This window comes from Streptomyces sp. CoH27 (genome assembly GCF_020181035.1).
Classification (GTDB): domain Bacteria; phylum Actinomycetota; class Actinomycetes; order Streptomycetales; family Streptomycetaceae; genus Streptomyces; species Streptomyces camelliae.
Map to the genome: position 1 here is coordinate 145934 of NZ_JAIQYY010000018.1, position 15675 is coordinate 161608.

General features: G+C 72.3%; 14 protein-coding genes. 11 read left to right on the plus strand and 3 right to left on the minus strand.

Features of this window, described 5'->3' with window-relative positions:
• Nucleotides 1-385: 385 nt before the first annotated feature.
• The 3 genes from LE548_RS28945 to LE548_RS28955 all read left to right on the plus strand — a co-directional run bounded on the left by LE548_RS28945 (nt 386) and on the right by LE548_RS28955 (nt 3155).
• A complete protein-coding gene (locus LE548_RS28945; RefSeq protein WP_225099899.1) occupies nt 386-1225 on the plus strand; it encodes a glycerophosphodiester phosphodiesterase in 840 nt (279 codons plus the stop codon).
• 169 nt (nt 1226-1394) lie between these two features.
• The gene (locus LE548_RS28950) at nt 1395-2048 is read left to right on the plus strand and encodes an ATP-binding protein (RefSeq protein WP_225099900.1); all 654 of its coding nucleotides are present in this window, start codon (nt 1395-1397) and stop codon (nt 2046-2048) included.
• Nucleotides 2049-2192: 144 nt separating this feature from the next.
• Complete coding sequence (locus LE548_RS28955; protein ID WP_225099901.1) at nt 2193-3155, plus strand: DUF5926 family protein; 963 nt, start codon at nt 2193-2195, stop codon at nt 3153-3155.
• A 244-nt stretch (nt 3156-3399) separates the two neighbouring features.
• Here LE548_RS28955 and LE548_RS28960 read toward each other — a convergent pair whose 3' ends face one another.
• Together LE548_RS28960 and LE548_RS28965 are read right to left on the minus strand one after the other, a co-directional pair.
• On the minus strand, nt 3400-4011 hold the full coding sequence (locus tag LE548_RS28960) for a hypothetical protein (RefSeq protein WP_225099902.1): 612 nt from the start codon (nt 4009-4011) through the stop codon (nt 3400-3402).
• A 141-nt stretch (nt 4012-4152) separates the two neighbouring features.
• Nucleotides 4153-4839 (minus strand): bifunctional DNA primase/polymerase, encoded by a 687-nt coding sequence (locus LE548_RS28965; protein ID WP_225099903.1) that lies wholly within the window; start codon nt 4837-4839, stop codon nt 4153-4155.
• A gap of 610 nt (nt 4840-5449) precedes the next feature.
• Between LE548_RS28965 and LE548_RS28970 the strand changes: the two genes are divergently transcribed.
• The 3 genes from LE548_RS28970 to LE548_RS28980 all read left to right on the plus strand — a co-directional run bounded on the left by LE548_RS28970 (nt 5450) and on the right by LE548_RS28980 (nt 9913).
• Nucleotides 5450-6850 (plus strand): PP2C family protein-serine/threonine phosphatase, encoded by a 1401-nt coding sequence (locus LE548_RS28970; RefSeq protein ID WP_225099904.1) that lies wholly within the window; start codon nt 5450-5452, stop codon nt 6848-6850.
• Nucleotides 6851-7012: 162 nt separating this feature from the next.
• A complete protein-coding gene (locus LE548_RS28975; RefSeq protein ID WP_225099905.1) occupies nt 7013-8473 on the plus strand; it encodes an aminopeptidase P family protein in 1461 nt (486 codons plus the stop codon).
• 66 nt (nt 8474-8539) lie between these two features.
• Nucleotides 8540-9913, plus strand: a complete 1374-nt coding sequence (locus LE548_RS28980) for a PLP-dependent aminotransferase family protein (RefSeq protein ID WP_225099906.1) — start codon at nt 8540-8542, stop codon at nt 9911-9913.
• An 8-nt stretch (nt 9914-9921) separates the two neighbouring features.
• On the opposite strand, the gene LE548_RS28985 is transcribed toward LE548_RS28980, so the two are convergent.
• Nucleotides 9922-10371 (minus strand): ATP-binding protein, encoded by a 450-nt coding sequence (locus LE548_RS28985; RefSeq protein WP_225099907.1) that lies wholly within the window; start codon nt 10369-10371, stop codon nt 9922-9924.
• A 264-nt stretch (nt 10372-10635) separates the two neighbouring features.
• Here LE548_RS28985 and LE548_RS28990 point away from each other — a divergent pair, with 264 nt between their 5' ends.
• From LE548_RS28990 to LE548_RS29010, 5 genes are all read left to right on the plus strand, one after another.
• Nucleotides 10636-11535 (plus strand): hypothetical protein, encoded by a 900-nt coding sequence (locus LE548_RS28990; protein WP_225099908.1) that lies wholly within the window; start codon nt 10636-10638, stop codon nt 11533-11535.
• A gap of 196 nt (nt 11536-11731) precedes the next feature.
• On the plus strand, nt 11732-12481 hold the full coding sequence (locus LE548_RS28995; RefSeq protein ID WP_225099909.1) for a YcnI family protein: 750 nt from the start codon (nt 11732-11734) through the stop codon (nt 12479-12481).
• Nucleotides 12482-12563: 82 nt separating this feature from the next.
• Nucleotides 12564-13217 carry an SCO family protein gene (locus LE548_RS29000; protein ID WP_225099910.1) on the plus strand — a complete coding sequence of 218 codons (654 nt, stop codon included), beginning with the start codon at nt 12564-12566 and terminating at the stop codon, nt 13215-13217.
• On the plus strand, nt 13214-13687 hold the full coding sequence (locus LE548_RS29005) for a copper chaperone PCu(A)C (protein ID WP_374116190.1): 474 nt from the start codon (nt 13214-13216) through the stop codon (nt 13685-13687). Before LE548_RS29000 ends, LE548_RS29005 begins: the two co-directional genes overlap by 4 nt.
• A gap of 18 nt (nt 13688-13705) precedes the next feature.
• Complete coding sequence (locus LE548_RS29010; protein ID WP_225099911.1) at nt 13706-15667, plus strand: copper resistance protein CopC; 1962 nt, start codon at nt 13706-13708, stop codon at nt 15665-15667.
• Nucleotides 15668-15675 lie beyond the last annotated feature (8 nt).

Here is a 15675-nt window from a genome sequence, read left to right on the forward strand (position 1 = left end):
GTGTGGTCGGCGCGTTCCCGTCGGGGACGGGGCCCTGCGGGGAAGCGTCGGGAGAGGCCACCGGCACGGGAGGTGCGGACGGGGCCTGGGGTACCTCGTTGCCCTCGTTCTCGGTGCTCACAGCTCTTCTCCTCGATCCACGGCTGTTGTCGTCGGTCGCACTCATTCACGCTCGGCAGCTCTGCGTGGTGCTGTGGTCAGTCTTTCTTCGCTGTACCGCTTGTATGGAGTCAGCTTTTCCCACAAGCCGTCAGAGCACCATAAGCGGTCGCTGTGGGTCCATGGCCATTCTTTACAAGGGGTTTTTTCGGCAAAAGTTACATAACGGGGCATTGAGTATGCGCATGGCGCCCCGTGCGCCTCCGGACGGTGGCACCATGACGCGGTGACCCACGCACCACTGCGCTCCATCCAGGTCGTCGCTCACCGAGGTGCCTCCGAAGACGCCCCCGAGCACACGCTGGCCGCCTACCGGAAGGCGATCGAGGACGGCGCCGACGCCCTTGAGTGCGACGTACGGCTCACCGCCGACGGCCATCTGGTCTGCGTCCACGACCGCCGGGTGAACCGCACCTCCAACGGCCGCGGCGCCGTCTCGGCCCTGGAACTGTCCGATCTCGCCGCCCTCGACTTCGGCTCCTGGAAGACGCGCGAGGCCTGGCGCGGGCGAGCCTCCGACAACGAGGAGCCCGACTGGGAGCACCGCCCGGAGGACCGCGAGGAGACCTCCGTGCTCACCCTGGAGCGGCTGCTGGAGCTGGTCTCGGACGCCGGGCGGCGGGTGGAGCTGGCCATCGAGACCAAGCATCCGACACGCTGGGCCGGCCAGGTCGAGGAGCGGCTGCTGACGCTGCTGAAGCGGTTCGGGCTGGACGCGCCGGCCTCGGCCGCCGAGTCCCCGGTGCGGATCATGAGTTTCTCGGCGCGGTCGCTGCATCGCGTGCGTGCCGCCGCGCCGACGCTGCCGACGGTCTATCTGGTGCAGTTCCTCACGCCGCGGCTGCGCGACGGACGGCTGCCCGCGGGCGTGCGGATCGCGGGCCCCTCGATCCGCATCGTGCGCAACCAGCCCGGGTACGTGGAGCGGCTGAAACGGAACGGCCATCAGGTGCACGTCTGGACGGTGAACGAGCCCGAGGACGTCGAACTCTGTGCGGAACTGGGCATCGACGCGATCATCACCAACCGCCCGCGCGCGGTTCTGGAACAGCTGAGCCGCATGTGACCTCAAGAGGCCGGTAAAGAGCCGGACCGATCCCTTGACCGGGCTGTGCGTCTGCTGAATCCTCCGATCCCGACCGCAACGACGGAATTCAGCCACACGACGACCGAACAAGGAAGCCTTCGTCACAGGGAGTGCTCCGGCGCGTTCGCTCCGTAGAGGGATGTTGCGAATGCGTCACCGGAAGGGGATTGGCCGGTTTCCGGTACAGGTCCAGGGGGCATCCACACCGTGGCGTGGGGCAAAGGAGGTCTCGGGGGTGGCGTTGGTGGTGGCACAGGAGGTGCCCACGTCGTCGAGCATGGCCGTACCCCATGGCCCTGCGGGCGTGGGGAAGGCGAGGCACCGGATGCGCGCGCACCTGCGCAGCGGTGGCGTGCCGGAAACGGTCATCGACGATGCCGTACTGATCCTTTCCGAACTGTTGAGCAACGCCTGCAAACACGGGCGGCCCCTGGGTGATGCGCTGGCCGGGGACGGTGACGTACGCGCCGCGTGGCGGGTCGATCCGCGCGGGCGGCTCGTCGTGGAGGTGACGGACGGCGGGGGTCCGACCCGCCCGGCTCCGGCCACCCCGTCGGTGACCGCGCACGGCGGCCGCGGGCTGAACATCATCACGGCCCTCGCCGACGACTGGGGCGTCCGGGACGACGCCCGGGGCGAGGTGACGGTCTGGGTGGTGGTCCACGAGGACGTCCACGATCCCGATGCCGGGGGCCGCTGCGACGCTTTCGCTACGCGCGTCACACCCCCCGCGCTCGCCGACGTGGAGATGGCCGACATGGCCGACCTGGATTTCGCGAACGCCTTCGAGGACCTGGACTGAACGCCGGGACGCCCCCGGGTCGTCCACAGGTTCACACGGCTGGCGTCGAGCGCGCGTGCGTTGTCCACAGGTTCCCGTCGGTGATGGCCGGAACGGCTAGGCTCGCGCCCGTACGAGAAGCGCCGTAACCGGGAGACACCCACGATGGCCAAGAAGCGACCCCAGACGAAGGCCAAGCCACCGATCACGGACGGAGAGATCCCGGTTGTCGGCGCTCGCGAGCCCTGCCCGTGCGGCAGCGGCCGGCGCTACAAGGCGTGTCACGGCCGGGCCGCCGCGCACGCGGTGACCGAGCTGGTGCACCGCCCGTTCGAGGGACTGACGGGCGAGGGCGACTGGGTGGCGCTGCGCGAGCTGGTGCCGGCCGCGACGGTGGAGCTGACCCTCAAGGACGGCCTGCCCGAGGGCGTTCCGTCGGTCACGCTCGCCACGGTGCTGCCGATGGCCTGGCCGGCGCTGCGCCGCGACGACGGCTCGGTCCTGATCGGCCTGCAGAACGACACGGCGTCCGGTGACATCAGCCGCGATCTCGCCGACACCCTCCAGCGCGCGCTGGAGGCCGAGCCCGGCACTCCGGTGCAGGGCCGCCGAGCCCCGGCCGGCGGGCCCCGGCTGCAGGACCTGCTCGACCCCGAGGCGCCGTTCGAGCCGGTGGTGCACAGCGGCTTCGAGTTCTGGGTGCCGGACGCGGAGAACGCCACCCCGGAGGTGACCGCCTCCCTGGAGCGGGCCAACGCCGCCGCCATCCCGACGGCGCGGCTGACCGGTGTGGACGCGGCGTACTGGTGCCAGACCCCGGAGAAGAACCACCTGCGCTGGGTGATGCCGCACCCGGAGGAGCAGCTTCTGGACGCTCTCGCGCGGCTGCACGCGGCGGGCCGCTCCAGCCTGGCCGAGGGGACCCGGCTCGTGGGCTCCTTCCGTGCTCACGGGCTTACGGTGCCGGTCTGGGACCTGCCGAGCGGCATGTCGGCCGAGGACGTGGAGAAGCCGGCCGCCGAGTTCGCCGAGCGGCTCGCGACCGCCCTCGCCGCGACCGAACCGCTCACGGCGGACGAGCGCCGGGCCCGCGGCGGGCTGACCAACCGGCAGGTCACGCTCAGCTGACGCGCTCCGCGCGCGCGTCACGGCTGATCGGTCGGTCAGCCGTGACGCGGACCCCCACAGCAGGTGACTCCTGTCACAACTCCCCGTTGTCACAGGAAAATCGGTGGCCGAATGCCCGAGCCGGAATTTGCGAACCGCCGATCTCTTGTTACGGTTCCTGTATCCCGGTTGCTGGTGCATCCCCCGTCGCCAGCAACCGGGTCTTTCCATGTCCGCATACGCCCGGCCGTTCCGGAAGCGACGGTCAACTGCCTTGTGGATCCCCGGAGTTGCCCGAGGCGTCCGCCGGATCGCTGCCCGAGCGCAGCAGCAGGGCGCCGTCGGACCCGTGCTTCGCGAACTCGCTGACGGCCGTGTAGGCGTCCGGTCCGCCCCGGCTGGGCTCACGTGGCGTCTCGCAGGTGGCGGGCTCGTCGTCGGTGCCCGTGACACAGCCCAGCTGCGTCGTGCGGCCGCCCGGACCCATCAGGCTCAGCGCGGCGTCCAGCGGCTCGCCGGAGGTGTTGCGGTAGTAGGTGCGCGCCCAGGTGTCCGCGCCCTGGGTCAGCACACAGGTCTGCGCCTCGATGCCGTCGGGAGAGGTGAGCGCGGGGCCGCAGCGGGCGGCGGCGGCCAGGCCGAGCCCGAGCACCCGGGGAGAGGCACCGGGCGACGGCATCTTTGCGTCACCGTCCCTTGAGAGCCGTACGGCGCCCTCGTGCCCGAAGGCCTGCCCCGGGGCGTGCCCGAAGGCCTGCCCCGGGGCCCGTACGACGGCCCGCGGCTTTTCGGACACCGTGTGCCGGGCCGCCTCGCCCCCCTGCCGGGCGGACGCCACGGCCAGCGGCAGCACGGCCACGGCCGTCACGACGCCCATGAGGGCGAGCAACCGGGGCGAACGGTGTCCGGGACGCCGTCGTCGCCCGGGGAGCCGACGGCCATGTCCACCGGAGATTGGCAGCATGAGCGGAAGATAACGAGCGGGCGGGCCCGCCCGCCCCGCCCGCGCCGGACACCCCTACAACTCGGGCGCGCTCACACCCGTACGAGTGAGGGCGTCGACCACGGCGTCCACCACGGCCTCCACATCGGGCACCCAGGGCGCGGCCGAACCCGGCAGCGGGGCCCGCTCCCAGCGGACGGCGCCCTGGCCGGTCTCGGACGGGGGCAGGGCGAGATAGCCGCCCTCGCCGTGGAAGCGCAGGGAGCCGGGGACGAAGTCCTTGGCGTAGAGCAGTTCGCCCAACTGCTCCATGGAGTACGGCTTCACCAGCAGCGCCCAGCGGTGCGGCGCGGCGATCACCGGGCCGAGGCGCATGCCGCGCCGGTCGAGCAGGGCCAGGGCGCGGGAGGCGGCGAGCGCCGGCAGGCTGACGGCGCAGGGAGCCTTGCCGCCGGTGGCGAGGACGATGGGCGCGCTCGGCCGGTTGGTCCACCACCAGCGCACCATGCGCGCGTCGGTGGTGGCCGCGAGCAGGCCGGGGTCGAAGGGGTGCGCTCCGGGCACCGTGCACTCGGGGTCGGGGCAGGCGCAGCGGGCCCGCCCCTGCGAGTCCGGGGCCACGCCCGGGAGTACGGGCCACTGCCACTCGGTCGCGAAGGTCAGGGCCGCGCCGATCAGCTCAGGCCTCTCGTCGTTCCGCCTGGGCTTCCCGCCGTTCCGCCTGGACAGGAGCCCGCGTCGCCTTCCGAGGATCTCGCGCATGAGCGCTCGTTCCTTTCCGTTGCACCGCTGGCAACACCGTGGGTCCACATCACACCATGTGTCGATCACTTCACTGTGCGTACCTGTTGGCGCATCACACCCCCGCGCACGGCAGGGGGATCCCCAAGGGGTCGAGCATGGGCCGCGTCCGCGTCCGTAGCGCGTCGGTCAGAAGCACGGGTGCGGTGCGGGGTGGCGAAGTATGGCGTTTTGCCGTCGCGCGTATTTCTCTCCGCCTCCGCCAGGGAGGATGGGGCTCGGCCGTCGGTGGCTATGACGCCCGGGTCCGTCGCCAGGTTCCGGGTGGCCCCCAACCACCCCTGGCCTTCACCGAGTACGTACCCATCACGACCGCTGTGACGCTCCGTGGAGCAAGGCCAGTCGACCGCAATGAACCGATACCTGAGGCAGTTTTCAGCCAACTTGGCAGTAAGGCAAGGGGTTCGGGAAAAACCTCGTCCGGCCCATGGACACCAGGAATCCCGGCAGGACAATGCTGGACATCTCCTCACGAGTGCGTGTACATGTGGAGACACTGCTAGCGGCGCAGAATGACATGGGGGTTTGCGATGCTTTCCGGCAATACGCACCGGTCTGAAGGCCGGACACCATGAACGCCCCGCACCCTCCGAAAGTGGCCGGAATCGATCCACCGGTTCCGACGCCCGCACACACTGTCGCGCCCACTCCCCCCGCCCCGGGCGCCACGGCCTCCCCGGACGCCGCTTCCGTCCCCGCGCCGACCGGGCCCGCCCCCGGCACCCTCCTCCAGGACCGGCTGGCCGGCTGGGTCTCGGACCTCACGACCCTCCACGAACTCACCGAGCGCCTGTCCCGCACGAACGCGCTCGACCCCGCGCTGCATGAGCTGCTGTGCGCCGGAGCCGCCCTCGTCGGCGCCCGCCGCGGCCTCGTCGTCCTGGAGCCTGCCGACGGACTCGGCCCGCGCACCACCCTCGGCCTCGGCCTCGGCCGCGCCGACCTCGGCCACATCGAGACCGTCCCGCGCGGCGCCCTGCCGTACGACACCGGCGCGGGCACCGAGATCGCCCACCCCGACCTGTTCGCCGAGGACGGCCTCGACCCCCGGCACCGCGAGGTGGCCGCCCGCCTCGGCTACGCCGCCAGCTACGCCCTCCCCCTCGCCGGCGACTCGGCCGGCCGCCTCGGCGCCGCCGTCTGGCTCTACGACGAACCGGCCGAGCCCGACGAGCGCCGGCGTCATCTCGCCGGCCTCTACGTACGCCACGCCACGGAGCACCTCGCCCGGCTGGTGGAGGTGGAACGCGCACGCGCGCGCGTGGCGACCATCACCGAGGAGCTGCTGCCCTCCCGGCTGCCCCGTGTGGCCGGCGTGCAGCTCGCCGCCCGGCACCGCACCGGCCCGCGCGGCGGCGGCGACTGGTACGACGCGCTGCCGCTGCCCGACGCCGCCCTCGGCCTGTCCGTCGGCTCGGTCACCGGCTCCGGCCCGAGCGCCGTGGCCGCCATGGGCCGGCTGCGCGCCTCTCTGCGCGCGTACGCCGTGATGGAGGGCGAGGACCCGGTCGCCGTCCTGTCCGACCTGGAGCTGCTGCTGCGGCTCACCGAGCCCGCCCGCTCGGCCACCGCCCTGTTCGCCTACTGCGAGCCCGCCCTGCGCAAGATCACCCTGGCCGGCGCCGGCCACAGCCCGCCGCTGCTGATCGGTGAGCGGCGCACCGAGTTCGCCGAGACCTCCGTCTCCGCCCCGCTCGGCATGCTCGCCTGCTGGGAGGCGCCCAGCGTGGAGATCCAGGCCGAGGCCGGGGAGACGGTCCTGCTCTACACCGACGGGCTGCTGCACCGTACCGGCGACCCCATGGACCGCGCCTTCGCCCGACTCCACGCGGCCGCCGCGAGCATCCCGCGCGCGCTGCGCCAGGACCCCGACGCCATCGCCGACCACGTCCTGCGCACCGTGCTGCCGGACGGCCCGGAGACGGCTGACAGCGAGGAGGACGTGGTGCTGCTGGCGGCCCGCTTCGACTGAGCATGCGGTGCGCATCCGGAATGCATGACCGGGCATAACAGGTCATGCGACCCTGGTCCGCTCCTGGTACGACCGTACGATGATGGAGGCCCCCCGCTCGGACACGATCGCGAGCAGCGCGGGCCGCCGGGGGAGATCACACGCCGTACCGAGGAGGAACACGTGGCCGACGAGCTCAACCCGGAGACCCCGGAAACTGAGTCCGAGGAGCCCATCAAGCAGCGGAAGAACGGCCTGTACCCGGGCGTCTCCGACGAGCTGGCCGAGAACATGCAGTCCGGCTGGGCCGACACCGAGCTGCGTGACCTGAAGCCGATCGCGCAGGCCGCCGAGACCGCGCGCCGCCGCGCCGCGCTCTCCGCCCGCTTCCCGGGCGAGCGCCTGGTGATCCCGGCGGGCAACCTGAAGACCCGCTCGAACGACACGGAGTACTCCTTCCGCTCCTCCGTGGAGTACGCGTACCTCACCGGCAACCAGACCGAGGACGGCGTCCTGGTCCTGGAGCCGAAGGACGGCGGCCACGAGGAGACGATCTACCTCCTGCCCCGCTCCAACCGCGAGAACGGCGAGTTCTGGCTCTCCGGCCAGGGCGAGCTGTGGGTCGGCCGCCGCCACTCCCTCACCGAGTCCGAGGCGCTGTACGGCATCCCGGCCGCCGACGTGCGCGAGCTGGCCGACAAGCTCCGCGAGGCCACCGGCCCGGTGCGCGTGGTGCGCGGCTACGACGCCGGCATCGAGGCCGCGCTGACCGACAAGGTCACCGCCGAGCGCGACGAGGAACTGCGCGTCTTCCTGTCCGAGGCCCGCCTCGTCAAGGACGAGTTCGAGATCGGCGAGCTGCAGAAGGCCGTCGACTCGACGGTCCGCGGCTTCGAGGACGTCGTGAAGGTCCTCGACAAGGCCGAGGCGACCTCCGAGCGCTACATCGAGGGCACGTTCTTCCTCCGCGCGCGCGTGGAGGGCAACGACGTCGGCTACGGCTCCATCTGCGCCGCCGGCCCGCACGCCTGCACCCTGCACTGGGTCCGCAACGACGGCCCGGTCCGCTCCGGCGACCTGCTCCTGCTGGACGCGGGCGTGGAGACCCACACCCTCTACACCGCCGACGTCACGCGCACGCTGCCGGTCAACGGCACGTACAGCGAGATCCAGAAGAAGATCTACGACGCCGTGTACGAGGCCCAGGAGGCCGGTATCGCGGCCGTCAAGCCGGGCGCCAAGTACCGCGACTTCCACGACGCCGCCCAGCGCGTGCTCGCCGAGAGGCTGGTCGAGTGGGGCCTGGTCGAGGGCCCGGTCGAGCGCGTCCTGGAGCTGGGCCTGCAGCGCCGCTGGACCCTGCACGGCACCGGCCACATGCTCGGCATGGACGTCCACGACTGCGCCGCCGCGCGGACCGAGACGTACGTCGACGGCACCCTGGAGCCGGGCATGGTCCTCACCGTCGAGCCGGGGCTGTACTTCCAGGCCGACGACCTGACGGTGCCGGAGGAGTACCGGGGCATCGGCGTCCGGATCGAGGACGACATCCTCGTGACGGAGGACGGCAACAGGAACCTTTCGGCCGGGCTGCCTCGCCGGTCCGACGAGGTCGAGGCGTGGATGGCCGCGCTGAAGGGCTGATCTGCGTTTCAATGGCCGGGTACCGGGGAGTGCCCGGCCATTGGCATGCCTAGGGGGAGGGCTTTCATGGACGACTTCTGGTCCGGTGCGGGGGTGGACCTGCATCTGGAGACCGACACGGGGGACGGCCGGCGGATCGGGCTGGAGCGAGCACTCAGGGCCGCCGTCCGGGACGGGCGGCTCGCGCCCGGGACCCGGCTGCCCGCCACCCGGCGGCTCGCAGCCGACCTCGGCGTCTCCCGGGGCACGGCGAAGGCGGCGTACGACCAACTGGTCGCGGAGGGCTATCTGACGGCCCGGCAGGGCTCGGGCACGCGGGTCGCCGCGCTGCCGCCCGCCCTGAACACAGCGGGCCCGCGGACCGCCGCACACGCGCGTGCGCCGCGTTTCGATCTGCGCCCCGGCAGTCCGGACGTCGGCGCATTCCCGGCGGCGGCCTGGCTGCGCGCGCTGCGCCGCGCCATAGCGACGGCGCCCTCCCTGGCGTACGACTACGGCGACCCGCGCGGCCGCATCGAACTGCGCACGGCCCTTTCGGGTTATCTGGGCCGGGCCCGCGGAGTCATCGCGCCCCCGGAGCGGATCGTCGTCACCTCCGGGTACGTCCAGGGCCTCGCGCTCCTCACGCGCGTGCTCGACGGCGCCGTCATCGCCATGGAGGACCCCGGTCTGCCGTTCCACCGGGAGGTGGTCCGGCACAACGGCGGCACGGTGCGCCCGGTGCCGGTCGACGCGCGCGGGGTGCTCCCCGGGGAACTCGGCGACGCGGCCGCGGTGGTGGTCACCCCGGCACACCAGTACCCGACCGGGGTGACTCTGCATCCCGAACGGCGCCGGGCGCTCGGCGACTGGGCACGCGCGCGTGGCGGACTGATCGTCGAGGACGACTACGACGGCGAGTTCCGCTACGACCGCCAGCCGGTCGGCGCGCTGCAAGGCATGGCACCGGGCCAGGTGATCTACCTGGGCACCGCCTCCAAGACACTCGGCCCGGGGCTGCGGCTCGGCTGGATGGTGCTGCCGCCGCACCTGGTCGACCCGGTCGCCGACGCCAAGCTGCACAGCGACCATCACACCGAGACCATCGGCCAGCTCGCGCTCGCCGAGCTGATCGACAGCCACGCCTACGACCGCCACGTACGCGCGTGCCGGCTGCGTTACCGGCGCCGCCGGGACCAGTTGCTGGACCGGCTGGGGGCGGGCCAAAGCGTGCACGGGATCGCAGCCGGGCTGCACGCGCTGATCGACGTGCCCGACGAGGCGGAGGTGCTGGCCCGCGCGCAGGCGGAGGGTCTCGCCCTGGGCGCCCTGAGCGACCACTGGCACACCCCGGGCGTCCCGGCCGGCCGCCCCCAGGGGCTGGTCGTGGGCTACGGCACGCCTCGGGAGCGGGCCTATCCGGAGGCTCTGGAGGCGCTGGCGAAGGTGCTGGAGGTCTGAAGGCGCCGTCAGGCGGTGAGCAGCGAGGGGTCCTTCGTCCACTTGAGGATCTTGTCGAAGCTGACCACCGTCCCGCCGCCCCGGCCGGGCTTGGCACCGATGTGGACGTGATCGGCCAGTTCCCGGATCAGACAGAGGCCGCGGCCGTTCTCGGCGTCCACGCGCGCGGCGCGGATGTCCTGGACGCGGGTGAATCCGGGCCCCGAATCGGCCACTTCGATACGGCACTTCTCGCCGTCGAGGTAGGCCGTCACCCGGTACGCCTCCACGGCGCCTTCGCGGGCGGGGTTCCCGCCGTGCTCGACCGCGTTCGCGCAGGCCTCGGTCAGGGCGACGGACAGGTCGTAGGAGATCTCGGGGTCGACGCCCGCCGTCTCCATCGTGCCGATCAGCAGCCGGCGGGCGAGCGGCACGCTCGCTGCCTCGCGGCGCAGATGGAGTGACCACCAGATGCTCATGCTCCAGCCTCCTGGCCGCGGCTCGACATACCGTTACGTATTGCCGCCCATACATGGCCGTAAGCACACTCTTGACGTGACGCCGCCCATACAGCCGATGCGCCACGGGAGGAATCGGTGTATGAGGGACACCTCCACCCCTCCCAAGACCCGCTCCCGAGCCCGGCCGTAGCAATCCTCCGCCCCGCTTCCGCCCCCCCGCGGTCCCGCTTTCCGCGCCCTGCCGTAGGGCGCCGGTAAGCGCAGTGCGATGATGAGGCCGCCATGACTGCCCCCCACGCGCGCACGGCGCGGCCCGGAGCCGGGCTGCGGATTCTGCGGGCCGCGGTGTTCGCCGCGGTCTGTGTCGTGCTGGCCGCGTGCGGGCACACCCTGGCGTCCTGCGTGGGCGTGCCGCTGTGGACGCTCGGCGCCGGGTTCCTCGGTTGTCTGCTGGTCGTGGTGCCGCTCGCCGGGCGGGCTCGCTCGCTGCCCGGCATCGCCGCGCTGCTCGCGCTCGGCCAGACCGCCCTGCACGCGCTGTTCGCGCTGGGCGGGCACGGGGCCGCGATGGCCTCCGGCGGCATGGCGATGGGGTCGATGAACGCCATCGGCACCACGGGTGCCACGGGCGCCACGGGTTCGCCGCTCACGGGTTCGTCGCTCAGCGACACCGCGCTCGTCGAGCAGGCCGCGCGGCTGCTGTGCGGGACGAGCGCCACCGGGCTCACCCCCGGGCACGCCTTCCATCTGCTGCTCGACGCGCATCTCATCGACCGCGCGGGCCGGCCCGCCGCCGGCCGGGGCGTTCTGTCCCACGCGGCCGACGCCACCGGCCCCTCCGCGGGGCTGCTGCCCTCGCTGCCGATGCTGCTCGGCCACGTCCTCGCGGCCGTCGCCGCCGGCTGGCTGCTGCGCCGCGGCGACCTGGCTCTGCTGCGGCTGATCGAACTGTCGGCGCACGGAGTCGCGGAGGGCGTCGCAGAAGGAGCCCTCGTACGCTCCCTGCGCGCTGCTCTCGCGCTGACGTACGCCCTGTGCGCCGGGCTGCTGCCCGCCGCCGAGCCCGGCCCGCGCGCCCGGTGCGGCGCCCCGGACGACGCACCCGCCCCGCGCACCACCGCACTCCAGCACACGGTGATCCGGCGCGGTCCGCCCGCCGCCGCCTTCCTCCTCGCCGCCTGACGCGACGCGAGCACTCCCTCCCGGTCAAGACCTGGTGGAGAGGCCGCCGTCGCGCGGCACGCGCGCGTGCGCACCCTCCCCCACTCTCGGCTTCGTTCGACCGGGGGACCCCCACCGATCCGCCCCGAGCGGCACCGGCACGCGCACGCGTACCTCTCGACATCACCGGAACTCTCATCAGTGGAGTGCTCCTGCCATGCAGGCTTCTCGTATCGCCTCTCGGGTCACCGCCGCCGCTGCCGTCGCCGGCACCACCGTCCTGGCGCTGTCCGTCCCCGCCTTCGCGCACGTCTCCGTGCAGCCGGAGGGCACCGCGGCCAAGGGCGGCTACGCGGTCGTCGACTTCAAGGTCCCCAACGAGCGCGACAACGCCTCGACCACCAAGGTCGAGGTGACCTTCCCGGGCGACCACCCGCTCGCCTCGGTCATGCCCGAGCCCATGGCCGGCTGGAACGTGCAGGTCACCAAGTCCAAGCTGGACAAGCCGCTGACCGTGCACGGCCAGAAGATCGACGAGGCCGTCACCAAGGTCACCTGGACCGCGGCCGACGGCAAGGGCATCCAGCCCGGCTACTTCCAGAAGTTCCCGCTCTCCATCGGCGCTCTGCCCGAGAACGCCGACCAGCTGGTGTTCAAGGCGCTCCAGACGTACTCCGACAAGGAGGTCGTGCGCTGGATCGAGGTGCCGCAGGCGGGCCAGGACGAGCCGGAGAACCCGGCGCCCGTGCTGCAGTTGTCCGCCGCGGCCGACGCACACGGCGGCGCGGCGGACGCCAAGGACAGCGCCGACAAGACCGCCGGCACGACCGAGACCGCGGCCTCCGCCGCCGGCTCCGACGGGCACGACACCGACACCACCGCGCGCGTCCTCGGCATCATCGGCATCGTCGCCGGCGTCGCGGGCGTCGCCTACGGCGTCTTCGCGGGCCGCCGCCGGACCGCCTAGCCCCCTCCTTCCGGAGCGCGCACCGGGGTCGCCCGCACAGCCCCGGTGCGCACCGGAGTTCTCACATCTGGGACATTTTTCTATGCGCAAGAAGACGTTCGCCGCGGCCTCGCTGCTCGCCGCCGCCACCCTGACCCTCTCCGCCTGCGGCAGCGGCGACGACAGCAAGTCGCCGGTCACCGTGGTCTCCCAGGAGTCCGACTCGGGCAAGGCCGCCACCGTGCTCGACCAGCCCTTCGCCAAGCCGGACCTGGTCCTCACCGACACGCACGGCAAGAAGTACGACCTCCGCAAGGAGACCCAGGGCCATCCGACCCTCGTCTACTTCGGCTACACGCACTGCCCCGACATCTGCCCGACGACGATGAGCAACATCGCCGTCGCCAAGAAGGCGCTGCCCCAGGCCGAGCAGGACGACCTGCGGGTCGTGTTCGTCACCACCGACCCCGGCCGCGACACCCCCACCGAGCTGGGCAAGTGGCTCAAGGGCATCGACCCGCAGTTCATCGGCCTGACCGGGGACTTCGCCACGATCCAGGCCGGCGCCCGCTCACTCGGCATCTCCGTGGAGCCGACGTCGAAGGACAAGAACGGCAAGCTCGTCTCCGTCCACGGCACCCAGGTCATCGCCTTCTCGCCGAAGACGAACGGCGGTTACGTCCTCTACGGCGAGGACGCCACGGTCGACGACTACACCAAGGGCCTGCCCAAGATCGTCAAGGGGGCCAACCCGTGAGGCACCCCGTGAGGCGCCGGGCCGTCCTGACCGCCGCCGCCCTCACCGGCACCCTGGCCCTCGCCGGCTGCTCGGACTCCGGGTCCGCAAGCGCCGGGGCCGAACTGTCGGTGAGCGGGGCGTACATACCCCAGCCGGTCTCCGCCGACATGGCCGCCGGCTTCCTGACGATCACCAACAAGGGCGGCGCGAAGGACGAGCTGACCTCGGTGACCAGCGATGACGCCGGCCAGATCACCATGCACAGCACCACCGGCGGCGCCATGCGGGAGCAGGCCTCCTTCGCCGTACCCGCCCACGGTCAACTCGTGTTCAAAAGCGGCGGCAACCATCTGATGTTCGAGAAGCTGAAGCGACAGCCGAAGCAGGGCCAGACGGTCACCGTGAAGCTCACGTTCGCCGCGTCCGGGCCCCTCACCGTCGAGATGCCGGTGAAGTCCGCGACGTACAACCCGTCGACCGGCCACTGAGGGAGGGGACCCACCACCGTGACGCGAACCATCGCCCCCAGGCGACGCAGGGGCAGCCTGCGCACCCTGGTGCTGCTGCTCCTCGCCGTCGCCGGCGCGCTGCTCGCGGGCGCCGCTCCGGCCTCCGCGCACGCCGCGCTGACCGGCAGCGATCCCGCGCAGGGGGTGGTGGTCAAGCAGGCACCCAGCCAGGTGGCGCTCACCTTCTCCGAGAAGGTGGCGATGAACGACGACTCCCTGCGCGTCCTCGACCCCCGCGGCAAGCCGGTCCAGACCGGCAAACCCGCCAACCTGAGCGGGACGACCTACGGCATCCAGCTCAAGAGCGGCCTGGGCAAGGGCACCTACACGGTCACCTACCAGGTCGTCTCGGCCGACAGCCACCCCGTCTCCGGTGCCTACACCTTCTCCATCGGGACGCCCTCGCCGACGGTCGTCTCCGGCACCGGGCCGACCGCGGGCGGCGGCACCGTGGGCATGCTCTACGCACTCGGGCGGTACGCGTCGTACGCCGGCTTCATCGTGCTCGCGGGCGGCGCGGCCTTCGTACTCGCCTGCTGGCAGCGCGGCGCGGGCGTACAGGCCGTCCAGCGACTGATCGTCGGCGGCTGGCTCACGCTCGCCGCGGCCACCCTGTGGCTGCTGCTCCTGCGCGGCTCGTACACCACCTCGGGGACGTTCGGCGACGTCTTCGACCTCGGGCTGCTCGGGCAGGTGCTGCAGACCAAGACGGGCGCGACCCTGGTCTCCCGGCTGCTGCTGCTCGCCGCCGCCGCACTGTTCGTCACCGTCCTCTTCGGCGCCTACACCAAGCGCGAGGAGGGCCAGGAGAAGCGTGATCTGACCTTCGGGCTGGCGATCGGCGGAGGGGTCGTCGCGGCCGGGCTCGCGACCAGCTGGGCCATGGCCGAGCACGCCTCGGTCGGGCTCCAGCCGGGCATCGCCATGCCCGTCGACATCGTCCATCTGCTCGCCGTCGCCACCTGGCTGGGCGGGCTCACCGCCCTCCTGGTGGCCCTGTACCGGGCGCCCGCCGAGACACCGGTGGAAGCCGCCGCCGTGCGCCGCTTCTCCCGGCTGGCCTTCGGGTCCGTCGTCGTGCTCGCCGGAACCGGCACCTACCAGTCCTGGCGCCAGCTCGGCTCCTGGTCGGCCTTCACCGACACCCGGTACGGACAGCTGCTGCTGGTCAAGATCGGGCTGGTGGCCGTGCTGGTCGCCATCGCATCGATGTCACGGCGGTGGACCCGACGGCTCGCCGACGGCGCCGACACGGTCCCGGCCACGGTGGAGGAACGCGAAAAGGTCACGTCGCCTGCCGCGTCGGAGACCGTATCCGGTGCCCTACCGGAGGGTGCGTCCGACGCAGCGGCAGAAACCGCGCCCGGCACCGGCGACTCCCGGCGGGCCGCGCAGCTCGCCCGGCAGCGGGCCGCGATGGACACCGCCCGGCGCAAGCGGATGCGCGACGGCGACCCCCACCGCCTCGGGCTGCGCCGCTCGGTGCTCGCCGAGGCCGGCGTCGCGGTCGTCCTCCTCGCCGTCACCACCGCGCTCACCCAGACCGAGCCGGGCCGCACCGAGCTGGAAGCCAAGGCCGCCTCCTCGTCCTCCGGTTCGGCCACGGCGCCCACGAACGGCGCGCTGACCCTGGACATGCCCTTCGACACCGGCGGCACCAACGGCAAGGGGGTCGTCAGCGTCGACCTCGACCCTGCGGGCGTGGGCGCCAACGAGATGCACGTCTACGTCCAGACGCCCGGCGGGAAGCCCTACGACATACCCGAGGTGAAGGTCGCCTTCACCTCGGAGGCGAAGAAGATCGGCCCGCTTCCCGTGACTCCCGACCACATCACGACCGGCCACTGGTCGGCGAGCGGAGTGCAGATTCCCATGGCCGGCGACTGGAAGATCGCCGTCACCGTGCGGACCTCCGACATCGACCAGGTGACCGTCTCCAAGAACGCGCAGATCGGCTGAACGACACC